Here is a 17,607-nt window from a genome sequence, read left to right on the forward strand (position 1 = left end):
CAGACACGGCCGGGCGTTTTTCTTTGCGCAGGTTTCGGATCGCGGCAGCCTCGCACCGCGCCTAGACATGCCTCATGACACCGCAGACCGACATATCCGCGCGCGCCTGGGCCGAGCTTCTTCTTCTCGCGCTGATCTGGGGCGGCTCGTTCCTTGCGATCCGCACCGCGCTCGACGAAATCGGGCCGCTGACCTCGGTCTTCTTCCGTGTGAGCCTTGCCGCGCTTGCGCTCTGGGTCTGGATCTGGGCGCGCGGGCTGGCGCTGCCGCGCGGCGCAGCGCTCTGGCGGGCGGGGCTGGTCATGGGGCTGCTCAACAACGTGCTGCCTTTCTCGCTCATGGCCTGGGGGCAACTCCATATCCCCACCGGGCTGACCTCGATCCTGAATGCCACGACCGCCGTCTGGGGGGCGCTGATCGCGGCGCTGGTCTTTGCCGACGAACGCCTGACACCGCGCAAGATCGCTGGCGTGAGCCTCGGCTTTGCGGGCGTTATCCTGGCCATCGGCCCTGATGTGCTCGACGGGATCTCCGTCGCCGATCTTGGCCAGATCGCCGTGGTAGCGGGCACGCTGTCTTACGCGCTTGCCAGTGTCTGGGGACGTCGGCACCTGAGCGGCGTGTCGCCCGAGGTGGCCGCGGCGCTGATGCTCACGGGGGCGAGCGCGGTCATGACACCGCTGATGCTCTCGACCGAAGGCGTGCCGCAGCTCGCGATGGCCCCGAGAACCATCGTGTCGGTGCTGTATTACGCGCTCGTCGCGACGGCCTTTGCGTACTTGCTCTATTACCGCATCCTGAAAATGGCCGGTGCCTCCAACCTGATGCTCGTCACGCTGCTGATCCCGCCGGTTGCCATCACGCTCGGCGCCTGGGTGCGCGACGAACGGCTGGAGCCGACCGCCTTCTCTGGCTTCGCGCTTCTTGGCCTGGGGCTCCTGGTGCTCGACGGTCGCGCAGCGCGGTGGCTGCGAGCACGCCATGCGGGAAAGATTTGACGCCTCACGCGCCGCTCTTTACCCATCGCCGAACGATGAGCACGACACGAGGCACCGCGAAATGGCGCTACTCTACGAGACTGCGGATGATTGGCGCGGAGCGGCCGAAAAGCACGTCCTCCTTTTCGCGATGTCCGGGCTCGGCAAGACGCATGTCGCCAACATCCTGCGCGGCGAAGGCGACTGGTTTCATTACTCGATCGATTACCGCATCGGCACCCGCTACATGGGCGAATACATCGCCGACAATGCCAAGCGCGAGGCGATGAAGAACCCGTTCCTGAAAGAACTTCTGCTCTCGGATTCGATCTATATCGGCTCCAACATCACCTTCGACAATCTCGCGCCCGTCTCCACCTATCTCGGCAAGCCTGGCGATCCGGCGCTCGGGGGCATGGATATCGACACCTACCGCCTCCGGCAGGAGCAGTTCCGCCGCGCAGAGATGCAAGCGCTGCTCGATACCGGCTATTTCATCGATCGGGCGCGGGATCTGTATGGGTATCCGCATTTCGTCTGCGATACCGGCGGGTCGATCTGCGAGTGGGTCGATCCGGCCGATCCCAGGGATCCGATCCTGTCGGAGCTTTCCAAACGCTGTCTGATCGTTTGGATCGAAGGCTCTGATGCCCATACTGAAGAGCTCATCCGCCGTTTCGACCGCGCGCCGAAGCCGATGGCCTATCAGCCGGAGTTTCTTGAACGGGCCTGGTCCGATTACCTGATGCAGATGCAGGTTGCATCCGACAAGGTCGATCCGGACGCCTTCATTCGCTGGACCTACGCGCAGGCCCTGGCTCATCGGCAGCCGCTCTATGCCGAGATGGCACGAAACTGGGGCGTGACGGTCCGGGCGGAAGACATGGCCGAGGTGCGCTCGGAGGCGGGGTTTGTCGACGTCATCGCCCGCGCTCTTGAGGATCGGGCGAAAGGCGCTTAACTCCGGTCTCTCCACAGACCCCGAGGTTCCCATGCCCATCAAGCTGCCCCGCACCCTGCCCGCCTATGACGTTCTCGGCCGCGAGGGTGTCATGGTCATGGGCGAGGATGCAGCGGACCAGCAGGACATCCGGCCTTTGCGGATCGGGCTTCTGAACCTCATGCCCAAGAAGATCCAGACGGAGACGCAATTCGCCCGCCTGATCGGTGCGACGCCGCTTCAGATCGAGCTGTCACTCATCCGCATGACGAGCCACGAGACGCGCAACACCGCCGCCGATCACATGGAAAGCTTCTACCGGCCCTTCGAAGAGGTCGCCGCAACGGACGAGAAATTTGACGGGCTCATCATCACCGGCGCACCGATCGAGCATCTCGATTACGGCGACGTCACCTATTGGGAGGAGCTCACCCGCGTCTTCGACTGGACGCAGACCAACGTGCACGCGACGATGGGTGTCTGCTGGGGCGGGATGGCGATGATCAATCATTTCCACGGCGTGCCGAAGCACATGCTCGAGGCCAAGGCCTTCGGCTGTATCCGCCATTCCAACAAGGCCCCGGCTTCGCCCTATCTGCGCGGTTTCTCGGACGATATGGTGATGCCTGTCTCACGCTGGACCGAAATCCGCCGCGAGGATATCGCGGCCGCCGGTCTCGATATTCTGATCGACAGTGAGGAGACCGGCCCCTGCCTGGTGGAAGACCTGGAGCATCACGCGCTCTATATCTTCAATCATCTCGAATACGATTCCGGCACGCTCAAGGAGGAGTACGACCGCGACGTGAGCCAGGGCAAAGCGATCAATGTCCCGGCGAATTACTATCCGGGCGACGATCCGACCAGGACGCCGCAAAACCGCTGGCGCAGTCACGCGCATCTTCTTTATGGAAACTGGATTTCCGAGATTTACCTGACCACTCCATACGACATGTCCGAGATCGGCAGCTCCGTCACCGACCTGAGAAAGTAGGCGTAACCCATTGTCTTTGTTTTCCAAGTTCCTCACCGGGGCCGCGCTGATGACGCTCGCGGCCTGCGCCGCGGTCGGCACAACGGCATCCTCGCGCAACGACGAGACAACCGAGACATGGCCGCCCATCGGAGAGTTCGTCACGCTTGAGAATGGCCGCCGCGTTCACGCCTTCCAGACAGGTTCCGGCCCGGATCTCGTGCTGATCCACGGTGCGAGCGGCAATGTGCGGGACTTTACCTTCTCATTCGCCGACCGCGTGAAGGATCGCTACCGCGTCACCGTCTTCGACCGCCCCGGTCTCGGCTATACGGACCGCGCCAATGCGCGCGTCGAGGGGGCGTTCAACAGCGATGCAGAAACGCCCTACGAACAGGCGCTGATGCTCAAGCAAGCGGCCGAGAAACTGGGTGTTGAGCGGCCCATCGTGCTCGGTCATTCCTATGGCGGCGCGGTGGCGATGGCCTGGGGTCTCGAATACGAGCCCGCCGCGCTGGTGGTCGTCTCCGGCGCGACGATCCCCTGGTCGGGCGGGCTTGGCGCGCAATACAGGCTTCTCGGATCGTCGCTCGGCGGCGCGATCATCGCGCCGATCGCCACCGCCTTCGCGACGCGGAGCCGCATCGACACTGTCACCGAGGCGATTTTCGAGCCGCAGCCCGTGCCCGAGGGGTATCTCGACTATGTGGGGCCAGGCCTTACGCTGAAACAGACCGCGATCCGCGCCAATGCGCGTCAGGTCAATAACCTGCACGAACAGGTCAGCGAGATGGCCCCCCGCTACGAGACGGTCACCGTGCCGGTTGAGATCGTGCATGGTGCTGCCGATGAGGTGGTGCCGCCCCAGGTTCATGCGGAGCCGCTGCACAACCTCCTTCCAAACAGTAATCTCACGCTTCTCGAGGGGATCGGACACATGCCGCATCACTGGGCCCCCGAAGCGGTGGAAGCGGCCATCGACCGCGTAGCGGCGCGCGCAGGTCTGCGCTAGACGTTTGCGTTAAACCTTTTCACATTCCATAGTCGCCAGACCCGAGCGACTTGCGGAGGCCACACATGTCCACACCCTTCGACGGTGCGATCAGCGCGTTTCACGAACAGGACGCGCCCGATGATCTGCGCCGCGCCCTCGATGGAGCCAAGAAGGACGACATGCTCGATCCCTCTTATCCCTATGACGAGCGGATGGATAAGGACGCGTACGAGGAGGCGCTCGAGGCACTGCAGATCGAGCTTGTGAAAATGCAGGCCTGGGTCAAGGCGACCGGCCAGCGCATCGCCATCGTCTTCGAAGGACGGGATGCTGCCGGAAAAGGCGGCACGATCAAGCGCTTCCGCGAGAACCTTAATCCGCGTGGCGCGCGTATCGTGGCGCTGTCCAAGCCATCCGATACCGAGGCGAGCCAGTGGTACTTCCAGCGCTACGTAGAGCACCTGCCCGCCGCCGGAGAGATCGTGTTCTTCGACCGCTCCTGGTATAACCGCGGCGTCGTGGAGCATGTCTTCGGGTTCTGCACGCCCGAGGAGCGCGAGCTTTTCTTCCGGCAAGTCCCCGATTTCGAACGGATGCTCGTCAATGACGGGATTCGTCTTACCAAGCTTTGGCTCAATGTCGGACGCGGCGAACAGCTCCGCCGCTTTCTCGAACGTGAGAATGATCCGCTAAAACACTGGAAACTCTCCTGGATCGATGTCGAAGGGCTGAAAAAATGGGACGCCTACAGCGACGCGATCCGCGAAACGCTGGAGCGCACGGACACGCCTCACGCGCCTTGGACGGTGATCCGCACAGACGACAAGCGCCGTGCGCGGATCAACGCGATCCGGCACGTTCTGTCGGGCCTCGACTACGATCAGAAGGACGAAAAGGCCCTTGGCGTCGTCGATGCCAAGATCTGCGGTGGGCGTGACATCTGGAATGACTAAGCGCGGCTATCATCATGGCAATCTCAAACAGGCGCTTGTCGAAGCGGCACTCGGGCTCATCGAGGAGCGCGGACCGACCGGCTTCACCCTCAGCGAGGCGGCAAAGCGCGCGGGTGTCACGCCAGCCGCGGTGTACCGCCATTTCGATGGGCGCGAGGCGCTGATCGCGGAAGCGGCCCGGCAAGGCTACGAGATCTTCGTGGACGTGATGGAATACGCCTACAATTCCCGCCAACCCTCGGCGCTGGCCGCTTTCGAAGCCACCGGCGAGGCGTATCTCGCTTTCGCGCGGCGCTATCCAGGCCACTACATCGCGATGTTCGAATCCGGCGTCTCCGTGAACCAGTCTCCCGCGCTCGCGCAGGTTGCCAATCGCGCCTGGGGCGTGCTCGAACGCGCCGCTGCGGATCTTTCGCAGCACATTCCTGCAGACAGGCGTCCTCCGGCCCAGATGTTCTCGGCGCATATCTGGGCCATGTGCCACGGGGTGGTGGAGCTGTTCGCGCGAAACTCTCCGGGCAACAAGTCGCCGTTTCCCGCGGACCAGCTTCTGGAAACCGGGATCGGGGTTTATCTGCGCGGCCTCGGGCTCATTCCGCCCGACAATTGATGCGAAACATGAGCCGCATACGCCAAGATATTATTATCCAATAATATCTTGGCTCACCCCTTGTTCTTTCCCAGGTGCTTCTTGAGTGCGCCAGCGTTCTTCACCTTGCGCCCTTTATAGGGGTTCCGGTCACCCTGACCGCGCATGACAAGTCGAATGGGTGTGCCCGGCATGTCAAAGTCGATGCGTAACCCGTTGACGAGATAGCGTGAATAGCTGTCCGGGATCTTGTCCGGGTGAGAGCACATCACCACGAAATGCGGCGGGCGCGTCTTCGCTTGCGTCATGTAGCGCAGCTTGATCCTGCGGCCCTGCGGTGCCGGGGGCGGATGCGCCTCGACCATCGCACCGAGCCAGCGGTTCAGCCGCGCCGTGGAGATACGCCGGTTCCAGACGTCATGCGCCTTCATCACCGCTGCATGCAGCCGGTCGAGCCCGCGCCCCGTCTTGGCCGACACCGTGACGAGCGGCGCGCCGCGCAGCTGTGGCAGAAGCCGTTCGAAGGCTTCCTTCATCGCGGCGAGCTTCTCGTTCTTTTCGTCCTCGAGATCCCACTTGTTGACCGCGACAACGACCGCGCGGCCTTCTCGCTCGGCGAGGTCCGCAATCCGAAGATCCTGCTGCTCGAACGGGATCGCGGCATCGAGAACGACGATCACGACCTCGGCGAACTTTACCGCGCGCAGACCATCCGAGACCGAGAGCTTCTCGAGCTTGTCCTGCACCTTGGCCTTCTTGCGCATCCCCGCCGTATCGAAGATCCGCGTCGGCGTGCCCTGCCAGTCGAGCTGCAGAGAGATGGCATCGCGGGTGATCCCCGCTTCGGGGCCGGTCAGAAGGCGGTCCTCGCCCAAGAGCTTGTTGATAAGGGTCGACTTGCCCGCATTGGGCCGGCCTACCACCGCGACCTGCAACGGCTTTTCATCCGTCGGGACCGGCACGGCTTCGTCGGCCTCTTCGGAGACCGGCAGGCTCACCTCCGGCTCGGCGGCCTCTGCGGCGCTCAGCGCGGTCTCGAAACGCTCAGAGATCGGCAGGAGCGCGGAATAGAGATCCGGCATCCCCTCCCCGTGCTCGCTTGAAATCGCCAGCGGCTCGCCAAGACCGAGGTTCCAGGCCTCGAGCACACCCGCCTCGGCGGCGCGCCCTTCGGCCTTGTTCGCCACGAGAATGACCTGATCCGCACGTTTACGCAGGATGTCCGCGAAGATCTCGTCGACGGGCGTGATGCCGGTGCGCGCATCGATCATGAAGAGGCACACATCGGCATCCTCGACCGCGCGTTCGGTCAGCCGCCGCATCCGGCCTTCGAGCGAGTCGTCGGTCGCATCTTCAAGCCCCGCAGTATCGACCGCGATGAAGTTGATGTCACCCAGCCGCGCTTCGCCTTCGCGCAGATCGCGCGTCACACCGGGCTGGTCGTCCACCAGCGCAAGGCGCTTGCCCACAAGCCGGTTGAACAGCGTGGATTTGCCCACATTGGGGCGGCCAACGATGGCGAGTTTGAAGGACATGGGCGGGCAGCCTCGAAAAGGTCGCGTCAGGAGATGCGCGACCTAATCCATTTCAGCGCGCGGGGAAAGGGGTCAGCGGAAGGCGTGCAGCGTACCCTTGCGCGAGACGACATACATCGTGCCGCCCGCCACGATAGGCCGCGTGGTGGCACCGCCGGGGATTTCGGTCGATCCCGCAAGCGCGCCGTCCGACGGCCGGAAGTACCGGATCAGACCGTCCGATGAGGCAACGGCGAGATGACCACCGACGAGGATCGGTCCGTGATTGGCGTAAGACTTGTCGCGCCGGCTCATGGGGCGTCGGGTCGGCACCCAACCCGGCAGATCGACTGCCCAGACCCGTTCGCCGGTCGCCGCATCCACGCGGACAAGCTCGTTGAGATCCGAGACGAAGTAGACGGAGTCCCCGGCTGCCCAAGGCATGTCCAGAGCGCCTTCCTGGATGGTCCAGCGACGCTCGCCCGAGAAGAGATCGAAGGCCGCGAACCGCCCCGAATGGCTGCCGGCATAGACCGTGTCGCCCGCAATCAGCGGATCGCCCGAGATATCGTCGACCGAGGAGATCGCCCGCCCGGTGCGCCGTCCGGCCAGATCGGCGGACCAAAGCGACAGACCGCCCTGCTGGAAGGTCGATTGCATCGTGCCCGACCCGAAGGAGAAGACGACGCGATCCCCGCCGAGCGCCGGGGCCGGTGCGCCGGCAACGTTGTTGATGTCGCCCGAAAGACCTTCGAATTCCCAGCGGACGCGGCCATCATCCGCCTCGATCGCCCAGGCGTTGTTGTCGCCCGAGGTGACGTAGACAAGCCCGTTCGACACAGTCGGCGCGCCCGTCGCGGTCGCGTTCAGGTCCTGCTCCCAGATCTGTCCACCCGAGCCCGCATCGAGCGCAGTCAGGGTGCCAAAGCCCGTGGAGACGTAAAGGACGCCGTTTGCAACGGCGAGACCGCCGCCCTGCGCCTGGCTTTCCCGGTCGCGTGGCGGCACCAGGGAGCGGGACCAGACCGTCGCTCCGTTATTTGCCGTCGCCATCACGGTGAAATCGGAGGACATCGTGTAGATGCGCGCACCATCCGTGACCGGATCGACGTTGAGCCGCACCTTCCGGCCGTCGCCTGCGCCGATATTATTCGACCAGACCGGCGAGAGCGGCAGGGAGAGCTGTGCATGCGTGGTGCGGAACGCAGGCGATACGGCGCTTTGCGACCAGGCGGCATTCACTTGTGCGGCAGGCAGGCTCGCGGCCCGGCTCGAATTGGCCGGTGGCTCGTAACGGTAAGGATCCGCAGCGCCCGTCGTCAGCACCTCGCGCAAGCCCAGGCGTTCGCCGGGAAGGATCGCTTCCCGCTCGGTGCAGGCCGCAAGGAATGTCAGGCCCGCAAGCCCCGCAAGTATCGTCGTTTTCCGCACGCCTCAGCCCTCGTTCGTCGTCTTGTTCGTTCCCGCGAGACGGGATCCTAGCCGGTGCCGAGCTCGCCCCCGAGCGCAACAATCAACTGAGACGCCCGCTGGCGCAAGCCCTGCGTCACCTCGGAATCGGTGAGGATCGCGTTCAACCGCTCGAGCGCCGCCTCGCGGTTACCCGTCTCGATCTCGATCAGCGCCAATTGCTCGGCAGCCAGAAGGCGCAAGGGATTGCCCCCCTGGGCCAAGGCCTCGAAGCCTTGGCGGCGCTCGGCCGCATCCATTGTCGCGGCGCCTTCGGTCAGGGCCTTGAAGCTCGCGATATTGCGGTAGATCTCGGCGGCATCGCTGTTGGTCGCGACCGCCTCGAGGGCCTCGATGGCGGCTTCGGTCTGGCCTGCCTCGGCGCTTTGCCCGGCCTCGATCATGTTGAGCATCGCCTCTGCGCCGGCATTCGGCGCCTCGATCTCTGCCAGTGCTGCCGCTCGCTCTTCGGCATTCTCTGTCTCGAGCGCCCGCAGGATCGACGAGCCGAAGGCCTGCGCCTGCGCCTGCCTTTGCGCGCCCGACCATTCGCGCCAAGCCGCGCCGCCGACGATCAGCACAACGACAAGGATCGCGATCCAGCCATAACGGCGCATGTAGGAGTAGAGCCGTTCGCGCCGGACCTCTTCGGTCACTTCATCGATGAAGCTGTCGTTATTGCTCACGGCCTGCGGCCTCCCTGCTCTCTGTGGCATTTGCGGTGCGTGCATACACGCCGCGCCCGAACCTCACAAGCACGCCGTCCGGGCGTGGTTTTCTTGCGACAAATGAGAGCAATCGCGGTCCTTTTCGCCTCACGCACGCGTGAAAACAGACCCGGATCTTGAAGCAAGGTTGCGGCGCCACTAATCTAAACTCATCAGTTCAGCGTATTTGCGCAAGAGCGACTTTGATGATTTACGCCCGATAGGGCCGCTGCCACTTTCAGGACGACGATACTCATGCGACTTCTTCCCATCCTGACCGCGCTGGTGGTCGCTGCCATTCTTTACGGCGTGGTCATCGAACGCGACCGGCTTTTGGAATTCGCGCGGCAGGCCGCACCGGGTGCCGAAGAGGCACCCACCGCCGGCGCCGTGGACACAGAAGAGGCGGCGACAGAAGTTGACGTGCCGGCCAATGAGGCACCCGATGGCGCGATCAAGGTTATGGCGCGCACCAGCCAGGCGCAGGAAATCGACGCGCAGGTGCTCGTCCGCGGTGAGACCGAAGCCGCGCGCATGGTCGACGTGATGTCCGAGACGACGGGCCGTGTCGTTTCGGAACCCTTGCGGAAGGGGGCTTTCGTCGAAGAGGGCGAAGTGCTTTGCCGTCTCGATCCAGGCACGCGCGAAGTCAGTCTTGCCGAAGCCGAAGCGGCGCTTGCCGACGCCAGGGCGCGCGTCCCCGAGGCCGAATCCCGCATTCCCGAAGCCGAGGCGCGCGTCGCCGAAGCCGAAGCGGCACTCAACGAGGCCAATATCAACGCCAACGCGGCGAACAGGCTGTCCGAGAGCGGCTTCGCATCGGAGACCCGCGTGGCCTCGACCACGGCAGGCGTCCGGTCGGCCGAAGCGGCCCTATCGAGCGCCCGCGCCGGGCTCGAGGCGGCCCGCTCCGGTCTTGAAAGCAGCAAGGCCTCCATCGAAAGCGCCGAGGCCGCGGTGGCCCGCGCCGAGGACGAGCTTGAGAAAACCACGATAAAGGCCCCCTTCGCGGGGCTGCTGGAAAGCGACACCGCGGAGCTTGGCGCGCTCATGCAATCGGGCGGTATGGGAGGCGCACCCTGCGCCACGATCCTGCAGCTCGACCCGATCAAGCTCGTCGGCTTCGTGCCCGAGACCGAAGTCGGACGGATAGAGGTCGGCGCCCGCGCCGGTGCCCGGCTCACCGAGGGCGGCGATATCGAGGGGCGCGTGACCTTCGTCTCGCGCTCCGCCGATCCGCTGACCCGCACGTTCCGTGTCGAGGTGACCGCGCCCAATGAAGGGCTCGGCATTTCCGCCGGACAGACCGCCGAGATCGTGATCGAGGCCGAGGGCGAGCTCGCGCATCTGTTGCCGCAATCGGCGATGACGCTGAACGATGACGGCCAGATCGGCGTGCGTACCGTCTCGGAGGAGGACACGGCCCTCTTCATGCCGGTCGAGATCCTACGCGACACCGCGCGCGGCATCTATGTGGGCGGCCTGCCCGAGACGGTGGACGTGATCCTCCTCGGCCAGGAATACGTGACCGACGGCGTCGCCGTCGCGCCCTCCTACGAGGAGATCATCCAGTGACCGGCATCGTCGACTGGGCCGCGTCCCGAGCGCGGATGGTCCTGGCCTTCATCGCGCTGTCGCTGATCGCCGGGGCCTTCGCCTACGTCACCCTGCCGAAAGAAGGCGAGCCCGATATCGAGATTCCGGCTCTCTTCGTGTCGGTGCCCTTCCCCGGCATCTCGGCGGAGGACAGCGAGACGCTGCTCGTCAAGCCGATGGAGACGGAGCTTGTCGATCTGGACGGGCTCGACCGGATGTCCTCGACCGCCGCCGAAGGCTATGCGGGCGTCGCGCTCGAATTCGAGTTCGGCTGGGACAAGACGAAGATCATGGCCGATGTCCGCGATGCGATGTCGAACGCCGAAGCCCAGTTCCCGAGCGGCGCGGAGCAATATTCGATCAACGAGATCAATTTCTCCGAATTTCCCATCGTCATCGTCAACCTGACAGGCCAGGTGCCAGAGCGCACCATCGTGCAGGTCGCGCGCGATCTGCAGGATCGGCTCGAAGGGCTCGACCCGATCCTAGAGGCGGCCATCGCCGGGGACCGCGACGAGATGCTGGAAGTCGTGATCGATCCGCTCCGGCTCGAAAGCTACAACGTCACCGCGAGCGATCTCATCAACGCGGTCCAGAACAACAACCAGCTTATCGCCGCAGGCGAGGTCGAGACCGAGAACGGCGCGTTCTCCGTCAAGATCCCGTCGAGCTTCTCCGATGCCCGGGATGTCTACGATCTGCCGGTCAAGACGAATGGCGACCGGGTCGTGACGCTCGGCGATATCGCGCGGATCAACCTGACCTTCGAGGACCGCACCTCGACTGCCCGGTTCGACGGCGAGAATTCGGTGGCTCTGCAAGTCGTCAAACGCAAGGGTTTCAACATCATCGACACGGTGGACGAGGTAGAGGCGACCATTGCCGAGGCCCGCGCCAACTGGCCTGCCGAACTCAGCGCGTCCGTCGATATGGGCATCTCGAACGACCAGTCGCGGCAGGTCGCCTCGATGGTCAGCCAGCTCGAGGGCTCGGTCCTGACCGCGATCGCGCTGGTGATGATCGTGGTTCTCGCGGCGCTCGGCACGCGGCCCGCCTTCCTTGTCGGTTTCGCGATCCCGACTTCGTTCCTGCTTTGCTTCGTGCTCCTCGCGATCATGGGCGTCGCGGTCTCCAACATCGTCATGTTCGGACTGATCCTCGCCGTCGGGATGCTGGTCGATGGCGCGATCGTGGTCGTCGAATATGCCGACAAGCGCATCTCGGAAGGCTCCGGTCCAATGAGCGCCTATGTCGAGGCGGCCAAGCGCATGTTCTGGCCCGTCGTCTCCTCTACCGCGACCACGCTCTGCGCCTTCCTGCCCATGCTGTTCTGGCCCGGCGTGCCGGGCGAGTTCATGGGCATGCTGCCGGTCACGCTGATCTTCGTTCTGTCGGCGAGCCTCGTTGTCGCGCTCGTTTACCTGCCGGTCATGGGCGGCGTGACGGGCCGCTTCTCGCGGACGCTGAACAATGCCACCGAAGCCCTGCGCCGCACCCTGCCCTGGATCGTGCGCGCGCTTCTCGTCCCGGTCGTTCTGTTCGGCCTGTTCGTCGGCGCAATGATGGTGCTGAACCCCGCCTACCTGTTTCCGCCGGTGGCAGAGGGCTGGGCGGGCCGGATGCCGGGCGTCGTGCTGTTCCTTATCTTCTCGGTTCTCGCCTCGATCGTGATGGACGCCGCCGCGATCCGCCGTCAGGAAAAGCGGATTCGCGCGGGCTATCGCCGCTCGCCCTTTGGCTGGTTCATCACCGCGATCGTCGCGAACCCGGTCGGCCCCATTGTCTCCATCGTCGCGGTCGGAGCCTTCGTCGTGACGACCTTCAGCTATTTCGGCGAGAACAATAACGGCGTCGAGTTCTTCGTGGAAAGCGAGCCGGAGCAGGCGCTCCTCTATGTGCGGGCGCGCGGCAATCTCAGCCTCGCGGAGAAGGATGCCCTCGTGGCCCGCGCCGAGGAAATCGTGATGGCGCATCCCGGCACGCGCAACGCCTTCGCATTCGCGGGCGATGGCGGGCTCTCGTCCAACACGGGCGGAGCGGAAGCGCCGAAAGACACGATCGGCCAGGTCCAGTTCGAAACGATTCCCTGGGAAGACCGCAAGGACGACCCGGCGCTCGACGGCGACCGCGTGATCGAGGAACTCTCCGAACAGCTCGCCGCGATCCCCGGCATTCAGACCGAGGTGATGAACCTCGCGATGGGCCCGGCCTCGGCAAAGCCGGTGCATCTCCGGATCAAGGGCGACGACTGGTCCGCACTCCTCGATGCCACGACCCGTGCCCGCGAGGAATTCGACCGCACGCCGGGCTTGACCCTCATCGAGGACAGCCGCCCCCTGCCCGGCATCGACTGGCAGATCGATGTCGACGTTGAAAAGGCCGGCCGCTACGGCGCGGATGTCGCGACCGTCGGCGCAATGGTGCAGCTCGTGACGCGCGGACTTCTGCTCGACACGATGCGCGTGGACAGCTCCGACGAGGAAATCGACATCCGTGTGCGCCTGCCCGAGGAGAACCGCGTCCTTTCCACGCTCGACACGCTCAAGGTCCGCACGGCGGACGGGCTCGTGCCGCTGTCGAATTTCATCACCCGCGAGCCCGTCGCCAAGCTCGCCGAAATCAGCCGCGTCGATCAGAAGCGCTATTTCGATGTGAAGGCGGATGTCGCGCCGAACCTCTTCAAGGCGGTCACAACCGGGGACGACCCGGAAACGCTGGCGACCCTGAGGGGGCTTGAGGAAGGCAGCCCAGATGGCGGCACGCGTATTACCGGAGCGAACGGCGCCGACTTCGAGATTGTCGCGCTTGGCGACGGAGTGGAAGCCTCGGAGGTCGAGAGCGGGCTGCAAGGCGCATCGCTGACGCTGGTGCCGATCACGCCAAACGAACGCATCGCTGCCCTTACCGAGTGGCTCGAGGCGAATCCGCTCGGTCAGGGGCTCGACTGGGAATGGACCGGCGACCAGGAGGACCAGGCGGAGAGCCAGGCCTTCCTCGGCCAGGCCTTCCTTGCCGCCCTCGGGCTGATGTTCATCATCCTGCTGGCTCAGTTCAATTCCTTCTATAACGCAGTGCTCGTGCTCCTGGCGGTCGTTCTGTCGACCACTGGCGTCCTGATCGGGATGCTGGTGATGGACCAGACCTTCTCGATCATCATGACCGGCACCGGGATCGTCGCACTCGCCGGGATCGTGGTGAACAACAACATCGTTCTGATCGACACCTACCAGGAATACGAGCGGTACATGCCGCGCATCCAGGCGATCATCCGCACCGCGGAAGACCGCATCCGCCCGGTGCTGCTCACCACGATCACCACGATGGCGGGCCTTGCGCCGATGATGTTCGGGCTCAGTCTCGACTTTTTTGCGGGCGGCTATTCCATCGACAGCCCGACCGCGCTGTGGTGGAAGCAGCTCGCCACGGCTGTCGTCTTCGGGCTTGGCATTGCGACCTTCCTGACGTTGCTCTTCACGCCCTCGATGCTGGCGCTCCGGGTATGGGTCACGACCTATGCGCGCTGGATCGCTCGGCTTCTCGCACGGCTGTCGATGGGGCGGTCGAGCCAGGCGGCGCGGGACTGGGCGCTCAACCGCGAGGCGCGGCGCGTCAAGTCGCCGACGATCCTCTGGGAAGAGGCCCCGGACCAGGTTGGCGACGCCCCCCGCGATCTGCCGCTGCGCGCCGCCGAGTAGAGCCGCTGGCCCTCTCCGTCCCGGCGCGGTAGGAGGGCCGACGAGCGACAATCAGGAGAGAGAATGCCACCCGACACGCCCGGCGCACACAGCCGCGACGCGGCCGATATCGCCCGCGAGGAGCGCCGCTCCGGCCTCCGCACGATCCGCAAGGCCGCGCCGCATCTCTGGCCCGACGACAAGCCCTGGGTGAAGCGCCGCGTCGTGATCGCCCTGTCCCTGCTTGTCGTCGCCAAGATCATCGCCGTCATCACGCCCTTCTTCTACAAGGCGGCCGTGGACGCGCTCTCGGGCGACACGCCGACGCCGGAATGGGCGCTCGGTGCTGGCGCCGTGGCACTGACGGTGGCCTATGGCATGTCGCGCCTGATGAATACGGGCTTCCAGCAACTCCGCGACGCGGTCTTCGCCAAGGTCGGCCAGAACGCGCTCCGAAAGCTGGCGCTCGACACGTTTCGCCACATCCACGCGCTGTCGCTCCGCTATCATCTCACGCGGCGCACGGGCGGACTTAGCCGGATCATCGAGCGGGGCGTGAAGGGCGTCGACTTCCTCCTGCGCTTTCTCGTCTTCTCTATCGGGCCGCTCATTCTCGAGCTGACGCTGGTCGGGCTCGTGCTGCTGTTCCTTTTCGATGTCTGGTACCTTGTCGTCGTCGCCGCAACGATCGGCGGCTATGTCTGGTTCACCTTCAAGGTCACCGAATGGCGCGTGAAGCTGCGCCGGCGAATGAACGATCAGGACACCGACGCCAACCAGAAGGCCATCGACTCGCTCCTGAACTACGAGACGGTGAAGTATTTCGGTGCCGAGGACCGCGAGGCACGCCGCTATGACAGCGCGATGGAAGGCTATGAGCGCGCGGCGGTGAAGACCGCGACCTCGCTCGCCTTCCTCAATTTCGGCCAGGCGCTCATCATCACCACCGGTCTTGTCCTGGTCATGGTCATGGCCGCGCGCGGCGTGGCGGCGGGCACGATGACCGTAGGCGATTTCGTCATGGTCAACGCCTACATGATCCAGATCATCACGCCGCTCAATTTCCTCGGCACGGTCTACCGGGAGATTCGTCAGGCGCTCGTCGATATGGGCGAGATGTTCGACCTGCTCGAGCAACCGGCGGATGTGAAGGAAAAGCCGGACGCCGCGCCGCTCGAGATCTCGGGCGGACGCGTCTCGTTCGACGATGTACGCTTCTCCTACGATGCCGATCGCGACATCCTCAAGCGCGTTTCCATCGAGATCGGTCCCGGCGAGAGCGTGGCACTCGTCGGCCCGTCCGGGTCCGGCAAGTCCACAATCGGACGGCTTCTCTTCCGCTTCTACGACGTCACCGGCGGTGCGATCCGAATCGACGGGCAGGACATCCGCGATGTGACACTTGAGAGCCTTCATTCGGCCATCGGCGTCGTGCCGCAGGACACCGTGCTCTTCAACGACACGATCCGATACAACATCGCTTATGGCCGCGAGAATGCGAGCCAGGCCGAGATCGAAGAGGCCGCCCGCGCCGCGCAGATCCATGACTTCGTGCTGTCCCTGCCCGACGGCTACGAGACCCAGGTCGGAGAACGCGGCCTGAAACTGTCGGGCGGCGAAAAGCAGCGCGTCGGCATCGCCCGGACACTGCTGAAGAACCCCGCGATCCTACTTCTGGACGAGGCGACATCGGCGCTCGACACCGATACCGAGGCCGGTATTCAGGATGCACTCGCGCGTGCCGGTGAAGGCCGCACCGTGCTGACCATCGCGCACCGGCTCTCGACCATCGCCGATGCGGACCGGATTGTCGTTCTGCAGGAAGGGCGCGTGATCGAGGAAGGCACCCATGCCGCCCTTCTGGAGCGCGCGGGCCGCTACGCGCAGCTCTGGGCCCGCCAGCAGGCCGAGGATGACGCCGCCTGATGGCACGGAACGACTATCCCGAAACACCGGACGGGCGGTATTTCGTCGCCAAGGCGCGACTTTGGCGAAAGACGGACCCGTCGCTGTCCGACAGCGCGCGCCGCGCGACCGTCAAACGGCTCATGCAGGCACGCCGCGCCGTGGGCCAAGCCGACACCGAGGCCGAGGAGAGAGCTGCACGCGACGCGGTGGACACGGCAAAGCGCGAACTTGGTGAACGCGGACCGGTTTGGTGGAACGATGGCGCACCGGATGAGGGCGGCAAACACCCGAAGAACTCGTCCTACGCCGATTGCTGGGGCGGGCTATCGCCCGAAGAGCGCCAGAAGGGGGAATAACGGCCTCTTTGGAAGCTGCCGCGCACAGCTATCTGCGCGCGGCGCTTCGTCGGGTCAAAGCGCGGTCCAGCCGCCGTCGATCGAGATCGTCGTGCCGGTGATCTGCGCGGCCTCCGCCGAGCACAGGAACACCGCCGTGCCGCCGATCTGCTCCACCGTCGCGAATTCCTTGGAGGGCTGGCGTTCGAGAATGACCTTCTCGATCACCTCCTCCTCGCTCATGTCGTACTTCTTGGCCGTATCGGGGATCTGGGCCTCGACGAGCGGGGTCTTCACGTAACCCGGACAGATCGCGTTAACGGTGATGTCCTCTTTTGCGGTCTCGAGCGCGACGGTCTTGGTCATGCCGACAACGCCATGCTTCGCCGTCACGTAGGCCGACTTGTAGGGTGATGCGGTCAGCCCGTGCGCCGAGGCGATGTTCACGACGCGGCCCCAGCCGGCCTTGCGCATCATCGGCAGCGCGGCGGCGGTGCAATGGAACGCCGACGACATGTTGATCGCGATGATGGCGTCCCACTTGTCGGCCGGAAACTCGTCAATCGGTGCGACATGCTGGATGCCGGCATTGTTCACGAGGATGTCGCAGGCGCCTGCCTCCTCGATGAGCTTGCGGCATTCCTCGCCTTTCGACATGTCCGCCTTGATGTAGCGCGCGGTGACGTTGTGCGCCTTGGCGATCTCGTCGGCCAGCGCGTGATCCTCGTCAGTGTCGGTGAAGGAATTGAGAATGACATTCGCCCCGGCCCCCGCGAGCGCCCGCGCGACGCCGAGGCCGATGCCCGAATTGGATCCAGTGATGATGGCGGTCTTGCCAGAAAGGCTCATGGCGAAATGCTCCCGGTATCGTGACGGCCCGCGCTTCGGCGCGGACATGCTGCAACTGCAAAACTATCGCGCGCGAGAAGCCGGGGTTCCAGATCGCAGAGAGGCTCAAGATAAAAAAAACGCCGGCACAAGGCCGGCGTTCAGTTATT

At 64.6% G+C, this 17,607-nt stretch carries 14 protein-coding genes; 10 read left to right on the top strand and 4 right to left on the bottom strand.

The features are described from left to right. Nucleotides 1-74 precede the first annotated feature (74 nt). The 6 genes from FIU91_RS09785 (at nt 75) to FIU91_RS09810 (ending at nt 5,447) form a co-directional block, all read left to right on the top strand. Nucleotides 75-998, top strand: a complete 924-nt coding sequence (locus FIU91_RS09785; RefSeq protein ID WP_152462311.1) for a DMT family transporter — start codon at nt 75-77, stop codon at nt 996-998. 61 nt (nt 999-1,059) lie between these two features. Then, nucleotides 1,060-1,938: an ATPase gene (locus FIU91_RS09790; RefSeq protein ID WP_152462312.1), complete on the top strand. Its 879-nt coding sequence runs from the start codon at nt 1,060-1,062 to the stop codon at nt 1,936-1,938. A gap of 31 nt (nt 1,939-1,969) precedes the next feature. Further along, nucleotides 1,970-2,911, top strand: coding sequence for a homoserine O-succinyltransferase (metA, locus tag FIU91_RS09795; protein ID WP_152462313.1), 942 nt, complete (start codon nt 1,970-1,972; stop codon nt 2,909-2,911). Nucleotides 2,912-2,960: 49 nt separating this feature from the next. Then, nucleotides 2,961-3,902: an alpha/beta fold hydrolase gene (locus FIU91_RS09800; RefSeq protein WP_152463705.1), complete on the top strand. Its 942-nt coding sequence runs from the start codon at nt 2,961-2,963 to the stop codon at nt 3,900-3,902. A gap of 65 nt (nt 3,903-3,967) precedes the next feature. Next, the gene (gene ppk2 / locus FIU91_RS09805; protein ID WP_152462314.1) at nt 3,968-4,837 is read left to right on the top strand and encodes a polyphosphate kinase 2; all 870 of its coding nucleotides are present in this window, start codon (nt 3,968-3,970) and stop codon (nt 4,835-4,837) included. Then, on the top strand, nt 4,830-5,447 hold the full coding sequence (locus FIU91_RS09810) for a TetR/AcrR family transcriptional regulator (RefSeq protein WP_093013186.1): 618 nt from the start codon (nt 4,830-4,832) through the stop codon (nt 5,445-5,447). The genes ppk2 and FIU91_RS09810 overlap by 8 nt, the downstream gene beginning before the upstream one ends. 53 nt (nt 5,448-5,500) lie before the next feature. Here the strand turns inward: FIU91_RS09810 and der are convergent, their stop codons facing one another. From der to FIU91_RS09825, 3 genes are all read right to left on the bottom strand, one after another. Further along, nucleotides 5,501-6,961, bottom strand: a complete 1,461-nt coding sequence (der, locus tag FIU91_RS09815; RefSeq protein WP_152462315.1) for a ribosome biogenesis GTPase Der — start codon at nt 6,959-6,961, stop codon at nt 5,501-5,503. Between the two features lie 72 nt (nt 6,962-7,033). Next, on the bottom strand, nt 7,034-8,371 hold the full coding sequence (locus tag FIU91_RS09820) for a PQQ-like beta-propeller repeat protein (protein WP_152462316.1): 1,338 nt from the start codon (nt 8,369-8,371) through the stop codon (nt 7,034-7,036). 47 nt (nt 8,372-8,418) lie between these two features. Beyond that, nucleotides 8,419-9,075 carry a tetratricopeptide repeat protein gene (locus FIU91_RS09825; RefSeq protein WP_093013195.1) on the bottom strand — a complete coding sequence of 219 codons (657 nt, stop codon included), beginning with the start codon at nt 9,073-9,075 and terminating at the stop codon, nt 8,419-8,421. A gap of 276 nt (nt 9,076-9,351) precedes the next feature. Here FIU91_RS09825 and FIU91_RS09830 point away from each other — a divergent pair, with 276 nt between their 5' ends. The 4 genes from FIU91_RS09830 to FIU91_RS09845 all read left to right on the top strand — a co-directional run bounded on the left by FIU91_RS09830 (nt 9,352) and on the right by FIU91_RS09845 (nt 16,630). Continuing rightward, the gene (locus FIU91_RS09830) at nt 9,352-10,671 is read left to right on the top strand and encodes an efflux RND transporter periplasmic adaptor subunit (RefSeq protein ID WP_152462317.1); all 1,320 of its coding nucleotides are present in this window, start codon (nt 9,352-9,354) and stop codon (nt 10,669-10,671) included. Further along, on the top strand, nt 10,668-14,387 hold the full coding sequence (locus FIU91_RS09835) for an efflux RND transporter permease subunit (protein ID WP_152462318.1): 3,720 nt from the start codon (nt 10,668-10,670) through the stop codon (nt 14,385-14,387). The genes FIU91_RS09830 and FIU91_RS09835 overlap by 4 nt, the downstream gene beginning before the upstream one ends. 63 nt (nt 14,388-14,450) lie before the next feature. Continuing rightward, the gene (locus tag FIU91_RS09840; protein ID WP_152462319.1) at nt 14,451-16,292 is read left to right on the top strand and encodes an ABC transporter ATP-binding protein/permease; all 1,842 of its coding nucleotides are present in this window, start codon (nt 14,451-14,453) and stop codon (nt 16,290-16,292) included. Beyond that, nucleotides 16,292-16,630 (top strand): hypothetical protein, encoded by a 339-nt coding sequence (locus FIU91_RS09845; protein WP_152462320.1) that lies wholly within the window; start codon nt 16,292-16,294, stop codon nt 16,628-16,630. Before FIU91_RS09840 ends, FIU91_RS09845 begins: the two co-directional genes overlap by 1 nt. A gap of 54 nt (nt 16,631-16,684) precedes the next feature. Here FIU91_RS09845 and FIU91_RS09850 read toward each other — a convergent pair whose 3' ends face one another. Then, a complete protein-coding gene (locus FIU91_RS09850; protein WP_152462321.1) occupies nt 16,685-17,458 on the bottom strand; it encodes a 3-hydroxybutyrate dehydrogenase in 774 nt (257 codons plus the stop codon). Nucleotides 17,459-17,607: the final 149 nt, after the last annotated feature.

The organism is Roseivivax sp. THAF30, from assembly GCF_009363575.1.
Classification (GTDB): domain Bacteria; phylum Pseudomonadota; class Alphaproteobacteria; order Rhodobacterales; family Rhodobacteraceae; genus Roseivivax; species Roseivivax halotolerans.